Below are 18,288 nucleotides of genomic sequence, written 5' to 3' on the forward strand. Positions count from 1 at the left end.
GTTGCCAGCAGACCACCAACCGCATCGGGGAAGGCGCCAGATGAAGGCTGTCGTGTACGAGCGCTACGGGGACCCGTCCGTCCTGCGCGTCGCCGAGGTTCCGACTCCCGAGCCCGCGGAGGGCCAGGTTCTGGTGAAGGTCGCGGCGACGTCGATCAACCTCAGCGACTGGGAGTGCCTGCGCGGCTCCCCCGCGTACGCGCGGCTCGGGGGCCTGCGCACGCCCAAGCGCTCGACGCTCGGCTCCGACATCGCTGGCATCGTCGAGGCCGTGGGCGCGGGCGTCACCGGGCTTGCGCCGGGCGACGAGGTCTACGGCGACAACCTCGACCTCATGGGCGGGTTCGCCGAGTACGCCGTCGCGCCCGCGCGGGCTCTCGCCCTGAAGCCCGCCGAGTTGTCCTACGCCCAGGCGTCGACCATCCCGCAGTCCGGCGCGATCGCCGTGCAGGGCACCACGGGCGCCGCTCCGGGACGCCGCATCCTCATCAACGGCGCCGGCGGCGGCACCGGGACCTTCGCGATCCAGCTGGCCAAGCAGCTCGGCGCCCACGTCACGGGCGTCGACAACGAGCACAAGCTGGACTTCATGCGGTCCCTCGGGGCCGACGACGTCATCGACTACCGCCGCGACGACTTCAGCCGCGGCCGCGAGCCCTACGACCTCATCCTCGACCTGGTCGCACACCGCTCAGTGTTCGCCTACCGGCGCGCGCTCGCACCCGGCGGCCGGTACCGCTGCGTCGGCGGGTCGGTTCGCTCGCTCTTGCGTGTGCTGACCGTGGGCGCGCTGGCCGGCAAGGCCACCGGACGGTCCCTCGGGATGCTCGTCGTCAAGCAGGGACCGGCGCACTTCCAGCCCCTGGCCGAGCTCGCCGTCTCCGGCGGCGTGGCGATACACATCGACCGGACTGTCGGACTCGACGACGTGCCGGACGCGCTGGCGCGGGTAGGTGCTGGTCGCGCGCTGGGGAAGGTCGCCGTCGCGCCCTGGTAGAGCCCGAACGCGACGGTGAGACCCGGGCGAACGGCTGGGAAAGCCGGGCGCGCGCACTCGTGACAATTAGGGCGTAACGGGCCTGCGCTCAGAGCTCGGGCGAACAACGGAGCGCGCCATGTCGAATCCGGCGGTGGGTCAGAGTTCTTCCAAGCTTGACTGGGGCATGATCACGCGGCTCGCGATCACCGCCGTCCTCCTGCTCGGATGCGGCTGGTGGCTATGGGTCGTCTCCCAGAATCTCAGCGTCCGAGCCGAGGTCGGCGAGGACGGCGCGATCGTCCTGGACCAGTTCCAGCGGGCCAAGGACGTGCTCCTCGCCGTCCTGCCGTTGCTGACCCTCGCGCTCGGCTACTGGTTCGGCACGCAGGGCACGGCAAAGGCCGAGGAGAAGGCCGAGGAAGCCACGGCCGAGGCGAAGGGCACGCGCGACCGCATCGAAGCGATCGTCGCCGCCTCGTCCGAGACCGATCTCCTCAGCAGGGCCCGCAATCAGAACCCGCGCGCCTTCGGAGAGGCCGGCTGATGAAGCACTCGGAAGACAAGGGAAGCCTCACGTTCTTCGCCGACGGAGGCCAGATTCTCATCGCGTGCGACAAGGGCCACTACTGGATGATCGACGCGAAGTACGGAGAGATCGCTCCCGCCGGTGAACCCGCCGCGCGGATCCAGATCTCTGCCGATCTCGACAGGTTCGGACCGGCTGCGATCATGGCGCTCCGGCAGATGCCTGGCTGAGCGCTCCTCGCCGGCGCTCCGTGTCACACGCCCGCCGTATGTTGCGCGCATGAACCCGACCACCTGCCACGCCTGCGCCTACCTAGGGCCGCGCGATCGCCCCGAGCCCCAACATCCCGCCGACTCGTGCGTCTGGTGTGGCATCAAGCTCGGCCTACAACCGGGGCTCTACGTAATCACCCCCGCGGCCCCAGGAACCTTTCCCGAGCTGGAGGAACAACTGCGGATGATCCGTGCTGCGGACGAGGCGGGGCTGCTGACCGACGACGAGTACGGCGAAGCCATGCGCACCGCGATCGCTCTCTACTCCTGAGCGCGCACCCGACCCGAGCTGTTAGTTCCCCACGAGGAGCATGATCGCCAACCCCACCATCACCACCGCGATCACCGCGTCGAGCACGCGCCACGCCCCCGGCCGCGCGAACACCGGCCGCAGCGCCCGCGCCCCGAACCCGAGCGCCACGAACCACACCACGCTCCCGACGGCCGCGCCGCCAGCGAACCACCACTCCCGCCCGGGATGGCTCTGCGCGATCGACCCGAGCAGCACCACGGTGTCGAGGTACACGTGCGGGTTGAGCCACGTCAGCGCCAGCGCCGTCCCGACCACGGCGCGCACCGAGCTCGGCACCGCCTCGACCGACGGGTCGAGCGCCTTCGGCCGCCACGCGCGCCACGCGGCCATCAGCCCGTACGTCGTGAGGAACGCCGCCCCGGCCCACCGCACGACGTCGAGCAGCCACGGTCTGCTCTCCACCGCTGCTCCGGCGCCGGCCACGCCCGCGCCGATGAGCACGACGTCGGACACCACGCACACCAGCACCACAAGCGCGACGCGCTCCCGACGCAACCCCTGCCGGAGCACGAACGCGTTCTGCGATCCGATCGCGACGATCAAGGACAGGCCGAGGCCGAGGCCGGAGAGGGCGACGAGCAGTTCAGGAGGCACCGCCTCACCGTAGAGATGCGCGCGCATGAAGTGAAGCGATAGTTTCTACCGAAACGTTAGCGTTGCTGCATGGACTTCGATCCCGCCCACCTGCGAGCGCTCAGCGCCGCCGTCACCGAGGGCACCCTCGACGCTGCTGCCCGCGCCCTGCACATCACGCCATCGGCGGTGAGCCAGCGCCTGCGCGCCCTCGAGGTCGCTACCGGACGCGTCTTGCTCATCCGCAGCAAGCCCGTCCAGGTCACCGAGTCCGGCGAGGTCGTGCTGCGCCTCGCCCGCCAGGTCGAGCTCCTCACCAGCGAGGCGGCAGCCGAGCTCAACCCCGGCACCGACGCACGCACCCACACCTTGCCGCTGGCGATCAACGCCGACTCCCTCGGCACCTGGGTCCTGCCCGCCCTCGCCCCGCTCGCCGGCGACGTCACCTTCGACCTGCACCGCGAGGACGAGGAGCACACCGCCGCCCTGCTCCGCGCCGGCACCGTCGTCGCCGCCATCACCACCGACCCCGACCCGATCGCCGGCTGCTCCGCCACCCGCCTCGGCACCATGCGTTACCGCCCGCTCGCCTCCCCCACCTTCGCGGCGCACTGGTTTCCCGACGGCGTCACGCCCGACGCGCTGGCCGTCGCCCCGGTCGTCGTCTTCGATCGCAAGGACGACCTGCAGCGCCGCTTCCTCGCCGACCACGCGCCCGCCGGCATCGCACCGCCCAGGCACTACGTGCCGTCGTCGGCCGACTTCCTCGCCGCCGTCCGCCTCGGCATGGGCTGGGGCATGCTCCCCACCCTGCAGAGCGCCGACGACGAGGCCCGCGGCGACCTCGTGGCCCTCGACCCGGAGGCGAGCGTCGACGTCGTCCTGCATTGGCAGCAGTGGAAGCTCCGCTCCCCCGTGCTCGACCGGGCGGCGGCCGCGATCACGGAGGCGGCGCGGCGGCTGCTCGCGCCATGACTCCACTCCCCAGCGTTGCTACACGCGTCGCCCGTATCCGAAGACATGCAGGCTGACTACGTCGATCTCTCGACGCGGATCGCCGAAGAATGAACCAAGGCGCCCAAGCACGCGAGCAAAGGGGCGCTCCCGCGCAGCACCTGCCTCGTTCCAGTTTGCGTTCGGGACGATGAGGAACAGGTGCTGAGCATTCGGAGCGATATGTGTCTTCCAGAGATCTTTGAGGTCGTGGTTGTTGGTGGTGGTTCCACCTCTCTCGACCTCGGCAATCACGCCACGGCCGGGCGCGAGCTCATAGATGAAGTCCGGTCGAGCATGCGTGACGAAACCCTCGCTGGGGGCGAGCACCACTTCTTCGTCGAACCCCAATTGATCTTTGAGGAGCGACGCGACGATGAGCTGGACCGCGCTGCTCTGCGCACGGTGGACGTGAACGGCATCGATCGCTTGCTCATTCGCGCGCAAGTGTTGTCCCAGGGAATCGGCAAGGGCGTCAACGCGTTCAAGCTCACCCGCCTCAGCAGAAGTCAGCACGCTGCGCACGAAGCGCTGTTGGCTGATCTCCATGTCGGGAGCTTCGCAGCTGATCGACAAACAAGCTAGTGGCAGAGACGCTCGCGTGACCCGCTGGAACATCCAGCCCGCCGCGCGGCGTTCCACCGCAGTGACCGCTGCCGCACCCGCCCTGTCGTTGCTCGACCGCTCCCGCACGCGCGTCGGCGAGCCCGACAGCGCCGCCCTGCGCGGGACAGTCGCCCGGGCAGTCGAGGCGGAACGCTTGGGCTACGGCCGGTTCTGGGTCGCCGAGCACCACGGCGTCCCAGGCGTCGCCGGGTCCGCACCGGCCGTGCTGATGACCGCGCTCGCCCACGCAACGACGTCCATCCGGCTCGGGTCGGCCGGCGTGATGCTGCCGCACCACCAGCCGCTCGTCGTCGCCGAGCAGTTCGCCACCCTCTCGGCCTTCGCGCCCGGGCGCATCGACCTCGGGTTGGGTCGCTCCCCCGGGTTCACCGCGGCCGTGCGCCGGGCACTCCGCCAGGCCGACGACGGCCCCGACTTCGCCGCCGACGTCGCCGAGCTCCGGTCTTACCTCGACGGCACGGCCGCGATCACCTTGCGCCCGCAGCCCGACGTCCCTGTCCCGCTCTACGTCCTCGCCACGGGAAGCGGCCTCACGGTCGCCGCCGAGCTGGGGCTGCCGGTCATCGTCGGCGGACCAATCCTGGGAGTGGCGAGCGACCCCGAGCCCGGACTGCAGGCGCTGGCCGACTACCGGCGCGCCTTCACGCCGTCGGCCCAGCACCCCGAGCCGCGCGTCGCCATCAGCCTCGACGTGCTCATCGCTGACACCGCCGCGGAGGCGGCCGACCTGCTCCTGCCCGAGGCATGGGCGATGGCGCGCAGCCGCACCCTGGGCGAGTTCCCACCGCTCGAGTCCGCCTCCGCGATCCGGGCCGCCCCGCGCACGGCCCGCCAGCAGCAGTACCTCGAGCAGACCGCCGCCATGGCGATCGCCGGGACGTCCGCACAGGTCGAGAGCGCCCTGGCCGCGCTGCTTGAGCGCACCGGCGCCGCCGAACTGGTCGCCTCCAGCAGCACCTACGACCGGGCGGCGCTCGCCGCTTCGGATGCCGCGCTCGCCGCGCTCTTCGCCTGACGCGACCTCCGCCGGGCTCCGCGTCACTCGCCGGACGCACCCGGGTCCGTGAACAGCACCTGCGCGATCCGCCGCGTGAGCACGGCGGGATCCTGCCCTGCGTACCGACGCTCCAGCGCGCCCACCTCGTACAGCGCGACGAGCCCGTGCACGAGGGCGAGCGCGGCGAGCGGAGCGTCGGGGGAGCGCGCCGCCACGGACGCGACCCCGGCCGCGAGCACCCGGTCGGCCTCCGACCGCGCTTCCTCGAGGGCCGGGTCGCCGACATCGATCCGCGTGGCGTCGAACATGACGGCGTAGTAGCCGCGCCCCGGCCCCGCCGCGAACTCGACGTAGGCCACCGCCGCCTCCAAGAAGGTCGGCGCCGCCCGCAGAGCCTCGGTCAGCCGGCGGAAGCCCTCGGCAGCCAACGCCGTCAGGAGTCCACGCCGGTCCCGGAAGTGGTGCGCGGGCGCCGCGTGCGACACCCCGGCCTGCCGCGCCAGGCCGCGCAGGGTGACGGCCTCGGGGCCATCGGCGGCGACGACGTCGGCCGCCGCGCGCAGGAGCACATCGCGCAAGTCTCCGTGGTGGTAGGCCATAGCAGCAGAGCCTATCCGTGGTCTTGACGTTGACAAGATTGGCCTAGGCGGCCACGATCTTGACATCGACTAGATAGGGGACGCCCGTGGTTCCGTCCATCGTCCTGATCGCGGCCACCGGACTCGCGCGCCTGGTCGGCCTCGCCGTCCCCTACGCCGACTCCTGGCCGGCAGCCACAGCGATCGGCCTGGCCGCGGCCTTCGCTCTCGCTTCGACAGCGCACTTCCTCCAGCCGCGACGCGACGGCCTGATCGCGATCGTGCCCCCGGCTGTCCCGCGTCCCGACCTCGCGGTGACCGCCACGGGCCTGCTCGAGGTCGTCGGCGCCGTCGGGCTCCTGATCGAGCCGCTGCGCACGCCTGCCGCCGTCGGGCTCGCGCTGCTCCTGGTCGCGGTGTTCCCGGCCAACGTCCGGGCGGCCGGCGCCAGGCGTCACCCGGCCGCCCCCGCGACGCCGCTCCCGCTGCGGGCCGCCGTCCAGCTCGGCTTCCTCGCCGCCTGCGCCGTGGCGGCGTGCGCTGGTCGGCTCCTGACATGATCGGCGACTGCTGACAGCGCGCACCCGGCGGGCGTATCGTTCGATTCATCCGCATCTCGCGCAGTCGCCGGGGAGCCCACCATGACCGATCCTGCCTGGGAACCACCCATCGCCGGCACCGACGTCGAGCACGTGGTCGGCACCCTCGAACGCCTGCGGGCCACGTTCCGCTGGAAGGCGGGCGACCTCGACGTCGACCAGCTGCGCGCCCGGCCCGTGCCACCCTCGGAGCTCAGCCTCGGCGGGCTGCTCAAGCACCTCGCGGTGTGCGAGGACGACGTCTTCTCCTGGCGCATGTGCGGCGAGCGCCCGGTGACGTGGACGTTGGCCCCCGAGGACGACGTCGAACGTTGGCAGTTCACCGTCGACCCAGACGAGACGGCGGAGCAGGTGTACGCAATCTGGGCCGACGCCGTCGGACGCTCGCGCGTCACCCTCGCCCGCCTGCTCGACGAGGGCGATCTGGACCAGCCCGGACACCTCGACTACGGCGGCGAGCGGCCGTGCCTGCGCCGGCACCTGCACGACCTCATCGAGGAGTACGGCCGCCACACCGGCCACGCGGACCTGCTGCGCGAGGTGATCGACGGACGCGTCGGCGAGGACCCGCCACGCGACTGGCCCATGATCCCGCCGCTGTGACCGGCACACCGTGACCACTTCCCCCGACGACACGGGCCCGTTCTTCCACGGCACCAGGAGCGCCCTCGCGCCCGGCGACCAGCTCGTGGCCGGGCGCGCGTCGAACTTCGGGCGCCGCGAGCGCGCGAACTTCCTGTACCTCACCGCCACGATGGACGCCGCGATCTGGGGCGCCGAGCTCGCGCTCGGCGCCGGCCCCGGGCGCATCTATCGCGTCGAGCCCACCGGCCCCTTCCAGGACGACCCGAACCTGACCGACAAGAGGTTCCCCGGCAACCCGACGCGGTCCTACCGGACGCGCGACCCGCTCGTCGTCGTGGAGGAAGTCACCGGGTGGACCGGCCACCCGCCCGAAGTCCTGCAGTCGATGCGCGACCACGTCGCGCAGCTCGCGCGCGAGGGCATCGAGGCGATCAACGACTAGCGGTAGCCGTTCTCCCGCGGCATCTCCAGCTCCCGCGCGGGCTCCTTCGCGGCGTCGAGCAGCGCGCGGTCGCCGAGGGGCTGCTCCAGGACGACCGTGAAGGGTGTCGGCGGGTTGTCGGGGCAGCTGGCATCCCCGCTCTCCGGCCGCACGCCGATGCGGATCTCCACGTTCGCGTCGTCCTCCTTCAGGCGCACGAGCTCGACGCGGCCCTCGGCATCCATGCCGCTGTTGCAGTCCCGCTCGGTGACCAGCACATGCAGCTCGGAGGACGCCGGGTCCGGCGGTCGCGCAGGGTCCAGCGTCACGCTCGCGTTCTCGACGCTCGGACCGCAGGCGGTTCCCAGCCCCGCCACCAGCACCATCGCCACGATGCCCAGCGCTGTGCGCCGCAGCGTCCCCGTACCCCCGTGCCCCTGAGTCGCCATGCTCGATCATGGCGTCACCACGCCATGCGCGGGAACCGTCGGCGCGTCACGATTCGGCGTCGGTTCCCCGCGCCGCCCGACAGGCCCCCGCCTAGAGTCGCCCCATGAGCAACGCGCGCCGGACCCCGGCCCCGCCAGACCCGCGCGGCGCCGGTCGCCTCGCGCGGATCTTCGGCCAGATCGCCCTCGGCGGCGTGCTCGTCACCGCCGGCATCGGTCACCTGACCAGCCAGCGTGAGGAGTTCCAGGCGCAGGTGCCGTCCTGGGTGCCGCTCGACGCCGACTTCGTCGTCCTCGCCTCCGGCGTCGTGGAGATCGGGCTGGGCGCGAGCCTCCTCGCGGCGTGGCGGCAGCCGTCGCGGGCGCTGGTCGGCGCCACCGTCGCGGCGTTCTTCGTCGCGGTGTTCCCGGGCAACATCGCCCAGCTTGTCGAGCGCAAGGACGGGTTCGGCCTCGACACCGACGCCAAGCGCGCCGTGCGGCTCGTGTTCCAGCCGCTGCTGGTCGCATGGGCGATCGGCGCGACGAACGCCCTCGGTGAGTGGCGTCGTCGGCGATGCTGAACCGGACTCACACTCGCGCCCGAGAGTGCCGATACTTCTCTCGTGACTTTCCCGGACGACCTGCCGCGCTCCCCCACGGGCCGCGTGCCCGCCTGGGTGCAGCAGGAGGCGCAGGGCATGGCCCCCGCCCCGACCGAGTGGCGCACCCCACCGTCGGCGGCGTACCCGCCCGCTCCATGGAGCCCGACGCCCTACGTCTCCCCGCGCAAGCGGCGCCGCACCCGCGCGATGGTGACGGGCGTCGTCACGCTGCTGGTCGTCCTGGCGCTCGGCATGCAGGAGATGCTGCCCTGGCAGACGAGCTCCGACCTCACCAACTCCGCCTGGCGCGCCGACGGCGTCTGGCGCGGCGACACCGCCCCGGACGACCGCACACGCACGCCGACGCCCGGCTACGGCGAGGCCCGCGAGCGCCTGCTTCCCGCGCCGGTCGTCGTCGCGCCCGACGACTCCTACGCGATCCTCACCATCGCCGACCCCTACGCCGGCGAGGCCGTCCAGCACCCCCTCACCTGGTCGCCGTGCCGCGCCATCGAGTACGTCGTCAACACCGAGGGCGCACCGGAGGACTTCACCGAACGGATCGCCGACGCCGTCGCGGAGGTCTCCGCCGCCACCGGCCTCGCCTTCGTCTACGCCGGCCCGACGACGGAGGTCCCCACGGTCGAGCGCGCCCGGTATCAGCCCGAGCGCTACGGCGACCGCTGGGCGCCCGTGCTGATCGCGTTCGCGGACGAGACCGAGATCCCCCGCCTGGCGGACAACGTCGTCGGGCTCGGCGGCGCCGACGCCTCCTACGACCCGACGTCGGAACTGTTCCGCGCCGTCACGGGGATCGTCTACCTCGACATCACGCTGACCGACGAGCTCCTGCTCTGGGGCGAGCCGGCGTACGTCTCGGTGCTGCGCCACGAGCTCGGCCACCTCGTGGGCCTCGACCACGTCGACGACGACGAGCAGCTCATGGCGTCGGGCGGTCCCGTGCGGGAGTTCCAGGCCGGTGACCTGACCGGGCTCGCGGAGCTCGGGAACGCCGAGTGCGCGCCGGGGGTCTGACGCTCCGCCTCATGTCGCGGGGGCGGGCGACCGATACTCCGGCGTGAGCCTCCACGACGACGGCCCTGCTGCGCCGGAGACCGGTATGCCCGAGCCCGATCCGATCGGCGACGCCAACCGCCGTCGGCGTCGTCGCGCCCGACGCCTCGTCACCACCCTGGTGAGCGTCACGGTGGTCGCGGTCGTCGGCGTCGGGCTCGCCCTCGCTCCGCTCGGGACCTTCCCGTGGCAGCGGGAGCCGTGGACGCCCGGGGTCCCGTGGCGCACGACGTCGGACGCCGAGGCGCCGGTCTGGACCACCTCGGAGCTCGAGCTCCCGTCAGCCGGCTTCGAGGAGCAGAGCTCGCGTCTCCTGCCGGTCCCCACGGTCAGCGAGCCGAGCAACGCCTACCGGCTGCAGACCGTCCCGGAGGACTTCCACGGCGACGACTTCGTCGCCCGCTGGTCGCCGTGCCGCCCCATCCACTACGTCGTCAACACCGACGGCGCTCCCGACGACTTCGTCGAGCGGGTCGACGGCGTGGTCGCACAGGTGTCCGCCGCGACCGGCCTGGCGTTCGTCGACGACGGTGCCACCACCGAGCGCCCGTCCGACGACCGGCCCAGCTACCAGCCCGAGCGCTACGGCGACCGCTGGGCGCCCGTGCTGATCGGCTTCGCCGACGAGTCCGAGATCTCTCTGCTCGGCGAGGCGATCGGCGCGGGCACGGCCGACTACGCCTACGACGCGGACGGCACGTTCTGGATCGCGTCCGGGTCAGCGCTCCTCGACGTCGAGCTCCTCGACGAGCGGCGACTATGGGGCGAACCGTTCTACGTCAGCGTCCTGCGCCACGAGCTCGGCCACGTCGTCGGCCTCGACCACATCAACGTGAACAAGCAGCTGATGGCCCCGGCCTCGCCGATGATCGACTTCCAGGCGGGCGACCTCACGGGGCTGGCCGAGCTCGGCCAGGGTCCGTGCGCGCCCGACGTGTGACCCGCTGACAGGGACGTCCCCGCACCGCTAGTGTCCGGGCAGGAGGCCGCGCGCACGGCGGCCGACGGGTGCCACGCGGGCGTGGCCGAAGGGGGATCCGATGGACGAGCAGCGCACGGACGAGGCAGAGACCGACCCGTCGTGACGACGTCGGCCAGGCGCCGCCGCCTGCGGATGACGATCGCCAGCCTCACCCTGCTCGTAGTACTGGCCGCCTGCGCGCACGACGGCGAACCGATCCCCCTGCAGTCCTACACCGTCGACGCCGCGGGCACCGCCCTCACCCTGTACGTCGAGGTCACCTCCGGCGCCACGGTCAGCGCAGCCGTCACGAGCGAGGACGACGACGCCGTCACCGTCGAGGTGCGCGCCGTCGCGCCCACCGACACCTTCGCGGCGGTCATGGTCGGCGAGTCGACGTCGGTGACGCTCGACGAACCCCTCGGCGACCGGATGGTCGTGGACGCCAGCTCCGACCGGCCCGCACCGGAGGGCGACCCGATCACGCTCCGAAGTAGCGCCCTGGCCGGTGGTTGAGCGCGAGCACGAAGTTGAGCAGCACCGCGCCGGCCGCCGACAGTGGAACGGCGCGCACCCCACGGCCGACATCGCGCGCCCGTCTGATCCTTCAGTCGATTCCCGTGAGTAGCTTTGCTGTCACGTCCTAGCCCTAGCCAGCTGCTTGGCTATACCATGCCGGAGCTCCACTTGACTGCGCCGGGAAATATAGGCGTACATCATTCTGATATGCGATGAGGGATGGTAGGTCCTGCTGGGGGCGACGAGCTCAGCCGGGATATCGTCGAGCGAAAGAAAATCAATAGCACCAAATTCGTTATCGAGTCGGTTGCTGGTCGCCAGTCGCGCGTGAATATCCTCGGCACTCAGTATCAAATGCACGGTAGCAACGAACGCGAAGTTCGCTATATCCCCTTCGAAAGTAATTGCATGGAAGCGAGGCTCGCCGTCAATTTCACCGGCACCCACCGCCAACTCCTCGTGCAAGGCTCGCTCGACCCACAGGCGGGCACAGTCGACGTCCGGCCTGTCGATGTCATCTATCGAGAGCTGTTCCCCGATCGAGCATGCCCATGATTCAGGGTGATCGTTCCACTTGGAGGAATGGGCCCGGGAGAGCAGAACAGTACCCTCGGCTGAAAACACGACGAGATGAAGACAAAGCGACGAAGGAAAGGGGATTTCTCCCCCCTTTGACGCCAGGCCAAGTAGCACCCCAGGGTCAACCTGCGGCACGATAGTCTGCCAGAAGTACTGAAGTTGGCTCCAATAAGCAGTACGAACCTCGAGCGTCACGCCGATGTCATCAGAGAAAGAAGTCGGTCGCCGAACAAGCATGTACTTGATGCCGTCGGTCGCGAACTGACCACGGAATGCCTCGTCTCTAAAGCCCCGATACCCGTCGACTAAGTCCATGCCGCTCAGACTTGAAATATCTTCTCGCTCGAGCGATTGGAAACTATACACTCTTTGGTCGACGCGGAACCGGATTTCCTTGGTCGCCCACCCTGCATGGCGAGGCGCCGACAGGACCGTTCTTCCTAACCCCCACGCGAGCCCTTCAAGGGCTTGGTCCTCGGCAGCAGTTTCGCCAACGTACTTCTTGATCGCTTCGTAATAGGAAACGTCGACGGTGCGCCTGGAAGAGCGTCGATCCAGCGCGGGAAGAGTGAGGTAGCAGAGCGCGATAGCGAGCGCCGTGACGCTGGCAGTCGACTGGATCGACGACCCAAAAAATGTCGCAGCGAACGAATTGACAGCGTTGGTGTTCTGGCTCTGCTCGATTGCGGAGAGAGATAATCCCGCTCCGTAGCCGAGAGCGCCGTTGAATGGCCATCGAAGTCGGTGCAGCCCTCTGCGGAAGCGCTCCTCCAGAGCCTCGATCCTGTCGCGCACCTCGACCTTCATAGGCAGATCCTCCCACGCAGATGGCACTCGACGGTCTGCAGTTCCAAGTAAAGCCCAACTGCGCCAGTGTGCCATTTGCACCATTGGTGCCCATTCACGCTCCAAAGTAGCGCCCTGGCCGGTGGTTGAGCGCGAGCACGAAGTTCAGCAGCACCGCGCCGGCCGCCGACACGAGCAGCGTCACCGGCGGCACCACGGCGATGGACAGCAGCAGCACGACGGCGTCGCACGCCAGCTGGACGTAGCCCGCCCGCCAGCCGAGCTTGTCCTGGCACAGCAGCGCCAGCACCCCGAACCCGCCGAGGCTCGAGCCGTGCCGGAACAGCACGACGATCGCGACGCCCACGAGCACGTTCCCGACGATCGCCCCGTACACGAGCGACACGTCCTCGAGCGGCATCAGGTGCGGGTGCACCAGCGAGAACCCGGCAAGCAGGCCGACGGCGATCGCCGAGCGCACCGTGAACCGCCACCCGCGCTGCACGATCCCCAGCAGCACGAACGGGATGTTCACCACGACGTACACGGCAGCGAACGGCCACGACGTCGCGTGGCTGAGCACGAGACCCAGCCCGGGCGTCCCGCCGGTGACCGCGCCGCCGGACTCCAGGACGTACAGCCCGAGCGAGGCCAGCAGCGACCCGATCAGCAGAGCGAGGACGTCCTCGTGCCAGGCGTGCGGGACGACCTGGGCGGGCATGACCTCGGTGGGGGCGCTCATGGGGGCAAGCCTCAGGGCGCGGGGGCCTTCCGCGCAAACGACCGCCGACGACGCCGCGTCCCGACGCGCGCGATCCGCGCCGCCGTCGCACACTCGAAGAGGTGGGTTCGCCCGCCACAGCCGTAGTCGATCCGAGGGAGGAACGTATGGGCATCGATGACATGAAGGAGAAGGCGTCTGACGCCGGCATCCAGAAGGCCGGCGACGCAGCCGAGCAGAAAGCAGGCTCGGACCACGCCGACAAGATCGACAAGGGTGAGCAGGCGGCCGACAAGAAGATCGGCGGCTGAGCGGTAGCCCTGGTTGACGCAGACGGCCCGCGCACCATCGTCGGTGCGCGGGCCGATCTGTGCGACTACTCGCAGCCCACGCCGTCGTCGTCACGGTCCAGGTGGCTCGCGTACCCGGGGTCGCCGCGGTACACCGGCGCCGCGCCGGCGTCCCGCGCCGCCGTGCAGTTCTTGTAGTAGACGTCGTCGGCAGGCTCCGGCTTCGGCGCGGGCTTCGGCTTCGGCTTCGGCGCGGGCTTCGGCTTCGGCTTCGGCGCGGGCTTCGCCTCCTCCTTGGCGGGCTCGGGCGCCTCCCGCACCGTCACGGCCACGATCGGGTCGTCCACGCCCGCCGGGAGTGCCTCGCCGGGACACGCGGAGAGCACCCGGACCATGGCGTCACGCTCCGCCTGCGTCACCCAGGCCCCGTACTTGGCCTTGACGGCGACCTGCCGGGCGACGTACGCGCAGCGGATCTCCTTGCGCGGCGGCAACCACGTCGCGGTGTCGCCGTCGCCCTTGCTCGCGTTGAGCGGACCGTCGACGGCGAGCAGGTTGAGCGGGTCGTTCGCGAACGCCACCCGCACGCCCGCGTCCCAGCCCTGCGCGCCCTTCTGCCACGCGTCCGACAGCGCGACCACGTGGTCGATCTGCACCGCCGTGCTCGTCGCGTTCCCGCGGACGAACGCGATCGACTCGCCCCCGTACGGATCGACGAGCCGGCCACGCAGGACGACGCACCCGCCCGTGCCCGGCTTCGTCTCGAGGGCAGTGAGGTCACGGGCGAGGATGTCGTTCCGGGTGTCGCAGCCGTTGCGGTCGACGTCGACCCAGCCCGACCCGAACAGGTCGCGGTCGTAGCCCGTCTTGGGCGCACGGCCCTTGACGGGGAGCGCCTGTGCAGCCAGGAGCGCGGCACCAGGCTCGATCGGCGCGCTTGGCGCGGCCGAGGGCACGGGCTCGGCCGGCTCGGGAACCGCGGTGGGCTCCGGGGCGGGAGCCGACGGCGCAGGCCCAGCCGACGCCGTGGGCTCGCCGATGGGCTCGGGCGACGCCTCGGGTGACGCGACGGTCGCCACCGGGGCGGGCGTGCCCGGGATCACGGTCGCCTCGACGGTGCTCGTGCAGCTGCTGATCGTCAGGGCGCCTGCGAGCGCCGCCACCGCCCAGCCCGTACCGGTGCTCATCCTGCTGCGCGCCATGACCCCACCTCTCATCCGAGTAAGACATCGACACCGGGCCCGCCAGACATGAGCGCTCGCGTGCGAGCACAGTTCCGCTCGGGCTGGCCGAGCAGGACTGTGCTCAGGACGGCGCGGGGCTTGCGTGTGATGATCGAAGGGCTCGTCCGACCGACACCACGAGGGGACCGCCGTGACCGAGGACGCCCAGGACACCCGCCTTCCGCACGTCGTCGTCGTGGGGGGCGGCTTCGCCGGGATGGCCGCCGTCAAGGCCCTCGCGGACGCCCCCGTGCGCATCACGCTGATCGACCGGCGCGTGTACAACACCTTCCAGCCGCTGCTCTACCAGATCGCCACCGGCGGGCTGAACCCGGGCGACGTCACCTACTTCCTGCGTGCCCTGCACCTGCGCCAGCGCAACGTCCGCGTGCTGCACGAGCACGTCGCCCAGATCAATACCGACACCCGGTGCGTGGGCCTGCTCGACGACACCCAGATCCAGTACGACTACCTCGTCCTCGCCAACGGCGTGACGACCAGCTTCTTCGGCACACCCGGCGCGAAGGAGCACTCCTTCCCCATGTACTCGCGCTCCCAGGCGCTGCGGATCCGCGACACCCTGTTCGTGCGGCTGGAGCACGCGGTCCGGGAGACGGTGGTGAACGACGGGCTACGGATCGTCGTCGTCGGCGGTGGCGCCACCGGCGTGGAGGTCGCGGGCGCGCTCGCCGAGCTGCGCGACGCCGGGCTGCGCCCCGCCTATCCCGAGATCCGCGGCGAGGCGTTCGACGTCACGCTCATCCAGCGCGGCGACGAGCTGCTCAAGAACTTCCACCCCGCCCTGCGCACCTACACCGCCAAGGAGCTGGAGAAGCGCGGGGTCGCCCTGCGCTTGGGTGCCGGCGTCGCGGAGGTCCGGCCCGACGGCGTCGTCCTCACCGACGGCACGTTCGTCCCCTCGCACCTGACCGTCTGGTCCACGGGCGTCAAGCCCCACGAGGAGGTCGACCGCTGGAACCTGCCACGTGGGCAGGGCGGGCGCGTGCAGGTCGGCAAGGATCTGCGCGTCGAGGGCTTCGACGACGTGTTCGCCGCCGGGGATATCGCGATCTCGCCCGCAGAGCTGCCGCAGCTGGCTCAGCCGGCGCTGCAGTCCGGCAAGCTCGTGGCCCGCAACATCCGCGCGCTGCTCGAGGGCCGGCCGACGCGCCCGCTGCACTACCTGGACAAGGGCACGATGGCGATCATCGGGCGCCGCTCGGCGATCGCGGAGATCTTCGGCCGGTTCCGGCTCACGGGCGGCATCGCGTGGCTCGCGTGGCTGTTCGTGCACATCATGGGGCTGATCGGGCCGCGCAACCGCCTGAACACGTTCACCGGGCTCGTGACTCGCTACGGCTTCCCGTTCCATCGCCGGCCCATCCCGATCGTCGGCGACGTCCCCGCGATCCGCCCGCCCAAGGACGCCGGCAAGCAGGACGACGCCGGCGCGGCGGGCGACGACCCGGGCGGCTCGAAGTCCCGCGCCTGACGCGCACCCGGACTGCCCGTCTCCCCACCCGCCACCCGCGCCCAGTTTTCCGCCGGACAGCTCGCACTTCGTGAGCTGTCCGGCGGAAAACTGTCTCGGGGTGGAGGAGTGGGGCAGGTGGGCGTCAGGGCAGCGGGTACTCCACGACGTAGCTCGGGGTGCCCGTGTTGTCGTTGCTCACCGGGCCGCCGACGCCGTTGACCACGGAGTCGATCGTCCCCGCACCGAGGTTCACGGTCAGGATGTGGTGCAGCCGCACCCCCGGCCGCTCCGGCACCTCGAAGCCCTGCGTGGCGTGCAGCGACGGGTCGACGTTCGTGAAGATGTACGAGCCCCCGCCCCACAGCTCGTGGTGCCGCACGTCGTCGGCCACCTTGTAGCCGGCGTAGCCGAGCGTGTCCCCGTGGCGCCACGCGTCCTGGTTGGGCGGGTCGTACGGGAGCTCGTTCTGGAACAGCACGGTCCGCCCGTGCTCGCCGTTCCAGATCAGGTTGTACTCCTGGTAGTGCTCCACGAACAGGCCGGTCGCGGTGACGTGGTCACCGTTGACGATGACGCCGTTGCGTCCCGGGCTCGCCGTCCATCCGAAGGACCCGGGCTTGCCGTGGTCGGCCCGCCACGCCCAGATGTGGTCCACCAGCACGTGGTCGCTGTTCACCTCGAGGGTCAGGTCGGCCTTGCCGACGTGCGGGCCACCGATGCGGAAGTACACGTCGCTGAGCGTGGTCGGGTTCTTCTTGGCGGCGCGGTCGCGGGCCTTGTCGAACCAGCGGCCCCAGCCGTGGCCGTGGTGCTTCTTCTTCTCGCCCACCTGCAGCAGCACCGGGGACGTCTTGGCACCCGCGTCGATCGTCAGACCAGCGACGACGACGCCGGGCACGTCCCTGACCTTGACCGGCACCGCGCCGCGCTGGGCCGTGAGGGTCGCGTGCCCGATGCCGAGCACCACGGTGTTCGGACGCTTGATCACGATGCTCTGCGCGACGTCGTACACGCCCGGCGTCAGCAGCAGGTGCTTGCCGCGCGCGAGCTGGGAGTTGAGCGTGCGGACCGAGTCGCGCGGGGTTGCCACGTAGAACTCGCGCAGGTCGATCGTCCGGCCTGCGGTCTGCCCGTCCGCCCAGGACACGCCCCGGCTGTCACGCTCCGCCGCGGGGACGCGCACCTGGTAGCGGCCCTTGCGGTCGACGAACAGGTACGGCTTCTCGCGGCTGACGGGCGTCGTGTCGAGCGTCGTGTACGGCGGGTCGGGGAACGTGGCGTCGTCGGGTGCGCCCTCGGTGCCGGAGAACACCGCGTTCCAGACGCCGTTGGACCAGGACCCGATCTCGGAGTTGCGGGTGTACCACTGCTGCTGCGAGCCGTTGGTGACGTCGTCGGTGATCGAGTCCGCGAGGTACCCGCCGCTCGCGTACTGCGGGCCCGCGGTGCAGTAGTCCATCAGCGTGAGCGGACCGTTGACCTGGACGCGGCGCATGGATACCGCCTGCGACACGGCCCAGAAGTTCGCGCCCGCGCGGCAGCCGTCCTGGCCTGTCCCGTTGACGTCGATCGTCAGGTTCGAGATCGAGCGCCAGAAGTTGTTCAGCGCGATGCAGTTCGCGGTCCCACCGTCCTCGAGGCAGCGGTTGTAGACCTCGACCTTGCCGTTGATCACGACGTCCGACGGCGAGGCGCCCAGCCCGGAGACCTCGGTGTAGTACCCGACCTGGATCTGCAGCGGCTCGGCGTCGGTGCCGTAGGTGCCGGGCAGGAACAGCAGGGCGTAACGGTTGGTGCCCATTTCGTCGTCGACCTGGCGGGCGTGGATCTCGTCCGCCGTCTCCTGGATCTCGGCGACCGACATGGACGGGTCGAAGACGACGACGTTGGGGCCGAGATCGGCGGGGCGGCCGCGGTCGTGCTTCGCGGCGGCCGTGCTGGCGGGGACCAGGAGCGCGAGGGTGGCGACGAGCACGCCGGTGCGCACCGCGGCGCGGCGCCCTCCCCCGGGACGGATCGATCGGATTCTCATGCGGGGTGAACCTCTCCGTTGAGGCGGCGCCCGCCCGCGGTCGCAGGCGGACATATCGCACCTTACGGTCCGTGGGAGCGCTGTCAAGGTAGGGCGCTCTCCCACAAAGTGGTCAAGGATCGTTAGGGTGTCG

General features: G+C 70.8%; 23 protein-coding genes. 15 read left to right on the forward strand and 8 right to left on the reverse strand.

The annotated features are described in order from the left end of the window. The first annotated feature begins 40 nt into the window (after positions 1-40). The 4 genes from BMZ30_RS08820 (at position 41) to BMZ30_RS13540 (ending at position 2,048) form a co-directional block, all read left to right on the forward strand. Positions 41-997: an NAD(P)-dependent alcohol dehydrogenase gene (locus BMZ30_RS08820; protein WP_093377571.1), complete on the forward strand. Its 957-nt coding sequence runs from the start codon at positions 41-43 to the stop codon at positions 995-997. A 118-nt stretch (positions 998-1,115) separates the two neighbouring features. Next, positions 1,116-1,523 (forward strand): hypothetical protein, encoded by a 408-nt coding sequence (locus tag BMZ30_RS08825; protein ID WP_143073161.1) that lies wholly within the window; start codon positions 1,116-1,118, stop codon positions 1,521-1,523. Then, complete coding sequence (locus tag BMZ30_RS08830) at positions 1,523-1,735, forward strand: hypothetical protein (RefSeq protein ID WP_093377576.1); 213 nt, start codon at positions 1,523-1,525, stop codon at positions 1,733-1,735. Before BMZ30_RS08825 ends, BMZ30_RS08830 begins: the two co-directional genes overlap by 1 nt. 49 nt (positions 1,736-1,784) lie before the next feature. Beyond that, positions 1,785-2,048 (forward strand): hypothetical protein, encoded by a 264-nt coding sequence (locus tag BMZ30_RS13540; RefSeq protein ID WP_143073162.1) that lies wholly within the window; start codon positions 1,785-1,787, stop codon positions 2,046-2,048. A gap of 21 nt (positions 2,049-2,069) precedes the next feature. Here BMZ30_RS13540 and BMZ30_RS08835 read toward each other — a convergent pair whose 3' ends face one another. Continuing rightward, on the reverse strand, positions 2,070-2,711 hold the full coding sequence (locus BMZ30_RS08835) for a LysE/ArgO family amino acid transporter (protein WP_093377579.1): 642 nt from the start codon (positions 2,709-2,711) through the stop codon (positions 2,070-2,072). A 42-nt stretch (positions 2,712-2,753) separates the two neighbouring features. On the opposite strand from BMZ30_RS08835, the gene BMZ30_RS08840 reads away from it, so the two are divergent. After that, positions 2,754-3,638, forward strand: coding sequence for a LysR family transcriptional regulator ArgP (locus BMZ30_RS08840; protein WP_093377581.1), 885 nt, complete (start codon positions 2,754-2,756; stop codon positions 3,636-3,638). Positions 3,639-3,656: 18 nt separating this feature from the next. Here BMZ30_RS08840 and BMZ30_RS08845 read toward each other — a convergent pair whose 3' ends face one another. Beyond that, the gene (locus BMZ30_RS08845; RefSeq protein ID WP_093377584.1) at positions 3,657-4,205 is read right to left on the reverse strand and encodes a hypothetical protein; all 549 of its coding nucleotides are present in this window, start codon (positions 4,203-4,205) and stop codon (positions 3,657-3,659) included. Positions 4,206-4,257: 52 nt separating this feature from the next. Between BMZ30_RS08845 and BMZ30_RS08850 the strand changes: the two genes are divergently transcribed. Then, positions 4,258-5,298, forward strand: coding sequence for an MsnO8 family LLM class oxidoreductase (locus tag BMZ30_RS08850; RefSeq protein ID WP_229828780.1), 1,041 nt, complete (start codon positions 4,258-4,260; stop codon positions 5,296-5,298). 23 nt (positions 5,299-5,321) lie between these two features. Here the strand turns inward: BMZ30_RS08850 and BMZ30_RS08855 are convergent, their stop codons facing one another. Next, positions 5,322-5,879 (reverse strand): TetR/AcrR family transcriptional regulator, encoded by a 558-nt coding sequence (locus tag BMZ30_RS08855; protein ID WP_093377589.1) that lies wholly within the window; start codon positions 5,877-5,879, stop codon positions 5,322-5,324. Between the two features lie 86 nt (positions 5,880-5,965). Here BMZ30_RS08855 and BMZ30_RS08860 point away from each other — a divergent pair, with 86 nt between their 5' ends. The 3 genes from BMZ30_RS08860 to arr all read left to right on the forward strand — a co-directional run bounded on the left by BMZ30_RS08860 (position 5,966) and on the right by arr (position 7,484). Then, a complete protein-coding gene (locus BMZ30_RS08860; RefSeq protein WP_093377591.1) occupies positions 5,966-6,418 on the forward strand; it encodes a DoxX family protein in 453 nt (150 codons plus the stop codon). A gap of 81 nt (positions 6,419-6,499) precedes the next feature. Next, complete coding sequence (locus tag BMZ30_RS08865) at positions 6,500-7,060, forward strand: mycothiol transferase (protein ID WP_093377594.1); 561 nt, start codon at positions 6,500-6,502, stop codon at positions 7,058-7,060. Positions 7,061-7,070: 10 nt separating this feature from the next. Further along, positions 7,071-7,484 (forward strand): NAD(+)--rifampin ADP-ribosyltransferase, encoded by a 414-nt coding sequence (gene arr / locus BMZ30_RS08870; protein WP_093377596.1) that lies wholly within the window; start codon positions 7,071-7,073, stop codon positions 7,482-7,484. Here arr and BMZ30_RS08875 read toward each other — a convergent pair. Beyond that, positions 7,481-7,912, reverse strand: coding sequence for a hypothetical protein (locus BMZ30_RS08875; protein WP_093377599.1), 432 nt, complete (start codon positions 7,910-7,912; stop codon positions 7,481-7,483). The two genes, arr and BMZ30_RS08875, sit on opposite strands and share 4 nt — an antisense overlap. Before the next feature lie 104 nt (positions 7,913-8,016). Here BMZ30_RS08875 and BMZ30_RS08880 point away from each other — a divergent pair, with 104 nt between their 5' ends. The 4 genes from BMZ30_RS08880 (at position 8,017) to BMZ30_RS08895 (ending at position 11,047) form a co-directional block, all read left to right on the forward strand. After that, the gene (locus BMZ30_RS08880; protein WP_219810211.1) at positions 8,017-8,475 is read left to right on the forward strand and encodes a DoxX family protein; all 459 of its coding nucleotides are present in this window, start codon (positions 8,017-8,019) and stop codon (positions 8,473-8,475) included. A gap of 42 nt (positions 8,476-8,517) precedes the next feature. After that, positions 8,518-9,531 carry a M10 family metallopeptidase domain-containing protein gene (locus BMZ30_RS08885; RefSeq protein WP_143073163.1) on the forward strand — a complete coding sequence of 338 codons (1,014 nt, stop codon included), beginning with the start codon at positions 8,518-8,520 and terminating at the stop codon, positions 9,529-9,531. Positions 9,532-9,574: 43 nt separating this feature from the next. After that, the gene (locus tag BMZ30_RS08890; protein ID WP_143073164.1) at positions 9,575-10,510 is read left to right on the forward strand and encodes a matrixin family metalloprotease; all 936 of its coding nucleotides are present in this window, start codon (positions 9,575-9,577) and stop codon (positions 10,508-10,510) included. A gap of 141 nt (positions 10,511-10,651) precedes the next feature. Then, positions 10,652-11,047 (forward strand): hypothetical protein, encoded by a 396-nt coding sequence (locus BMZ30_RS08895; protein ID WP_143073165.1) that lies wholly within the window; start codon positions 10,652-10,654, stop codon positions 11,045-11,047. Between the two features lie 120 nt (positions 11,048-11,167). On the opposite strand, the gene BMZ30_RS08900 is transcribed toward BMZ30_RS08895, so the two are convergent. Continuing rightward, complete coding sequence (locus BMZ30_RS08900; RefSeq protein ID WP_093377609.1) at positions 11,168-12,436, reverse strand: hypothetical protein; 1,269 nt, start codon at positions 12,434-12,436, stop codon at positions 11,168-11,170. 94 nt (positions 12,437-12,530) lie between these two features. Continuing rightward, a complete protein-coding gene (locus tag BMZ30_RS08905; protein ID WP_093377611.1) occupies positions 12,531-13,157 on the reverse strand; it encodes a YitT family protein in 627 nt (208 codons plus the stop codon). A gap of 146 nt (positions 13,158-13,303) precedes the next feature. Here BMZ30_RS08905 and BMZ30_RS08910 point away from each other — a divergent pair, with 146 nt between their 5' ends. Beyond that, positions 13,304-13,447 carry an Rv0909 family putative TA system antitoxin gene (locus BMZ30_RS08910; RefSeq protein WP_093377614.1) on the forward strand — a complete coding sequence of 48 codons (144 nt, stop codon included), beginning with the start codon at positions 13,304-13,306 and terminating at the stop codon, positions 13,445-13,447. Positions 13,448-13,512: 65 nt separating this feature from the next. On the opposite strand, the gene BMZ30_RS08915 is transcribed toward BMZ30_RS08910, so the two are convergent. Then, complete coding sequence (locus BMZ30_RS08915; RefSeq protein WP_229828777.1) at positions 13,513-14,628, reverse strand: GmrSD restriction endonuclease domain-containing protein; 1,116 nt, start codon at positions 14,626-14,628, stop codon at positions 13,513-13,515. A gap of 172 nt (positions 14,629-14,800) precedes the next feature. On the opposite strand from BMZ30_RS08915, the gene BMZ30_RS08920 reads away from it, so the two are divergent. Beyond that, positions 14,801-16,141, forward strand: a complete 1,341-nt coding sequence (locus tag BMZ30_RS08920; RefSeq protein WP_229828776.1) for an NAD(P)/FAD-dependent oxidoreductase — start codon at positions 14,801-14,803, stop codon at positions 16,139-16,141. Positions 16,142-16,265: 124 nt separating this feature from the next. Here BMZ30_RS08920 and BMZ30_RS08925 read toward each other — a convergent pair whose 3' ends face one another. Continuing rightward, complete coding sequence (locus tag BMZ30_RS08925; RefSeq protein ID WP_093377619.1) at positions 16,266-18,155, reverse strand: glycosyl hydrolase family 28-related protein; 1,890 nt, start codon at positions 18,153-18,155, stop codon at positions 16,266-16,268. Between the last annotated feature and the right edge of the window lie 133 nt (positions 18,156-18,288).

Source organism: Flavimobilis marinus (genome assembly GCF_900113055.1).
In the GTDB taxonomy this organism is placed as follows: Bacteria; Actinomycetota; Actinomycetes; order Actinomycetales; family Cellulomonadaceae; genus Flavimobilis; species Flavimobilis marinus.